The following is an 827-nucleotide window of genomic DNA, read 5'->3' as shown; positions in this document are numbered from 1 at the left end:
GCTGCAGCGGGCCGGGAGAGGCACAGCCCGGTACGAATCAGCGACGATGCCTTGCTGGCCAACATCCGCGCGATCCATGCGCAGGTCAAGGGTGAGTACGGCTGGCCGCGCATGACGAAAGAACTGGTTGCACGTGGTGTGCGCGTGGGTAAGGAGCGGGTTCGCAATCTGATGGCGCGGCACGGCATTCGTGCTCGGCACAAGCGCAAGTTCATCGCGACGACGAATTCGAACCATAACCTGCCGGTCGCGCCGAACTTGCTGAAGCGTAACTTCACGACGAGTGCGCCGAATCAGGTCTGGACGAGCGACATCACGTACTGCGCGACTGCAGAAGGCTGGGTTTATCTGGCGGTCATCATCGACCTGTTCAGCAGGCAGGTGGTGGGCTGGTCGATGCAGCCTCACATGAAGGCCGAGCTGGTCACTGACGCGCTGCGCATGGCATGGTTCAGACGGCGTCCGCCGCCGGGCCTGATCATGCACAGCGACCGGGGCAGCCAGTATTGCAGCGGGCTGTTTCAGGACACGCTGAAAGCATATGGCATGCGTTCGTCGATGAGCCGCCGTGGCGATTGCTGGGACAACGCGCCGACCGAAAGCTTGTGGGGTTCGCTGACAGTCGGTCGCCTGCATGGTCGGCACTTCGCCACACGGCGCGCGGTGATGGACGAAATCGTTGATTGGCTGGGTTTCTACAATGCCCATCGGCTACACTCGACGCTCGATTACGTCAGCCCTATGACGTTCGAGAAGAACTGGCTCGCTGCCCAGCGAGCCGCCTGAATTCCCTCGGCTATGGGATACGTCAAACAGGGGTAAGGTCA

General features: G+C 61.4%; 1 protein-coding gene. It reads left to right on the top strand.

The window, feature by feature from the left end:
* On the top strand, window positions 1-786 hold a 786-nt coding region (locus tag AB3X99_RS40905), incomplete at its 5' end, for an IS3 family transposase (protein ID WP_368662067.1).
* Window positions 787-827: the final 41 nt, after the last annotated feature.

It is taken from the genome of Paraburkholderia sp. BR10882, from assembly GCF_040948855.1.
In the GTDB taxonomy this organism is placed as follows: domain Bacteria; phylum Pseudomonadota; class Gammaproteobacteria; order Burkholderiales; family Burkholderiaceae; genus Paraburkholderia; species Paraburkholderia nodosa_A.
The sequence above is the reverse complement of the archived record's forward strand: the minus strand, read 5'-3'. Positions and strand labels throughout refer to the sequence as shown.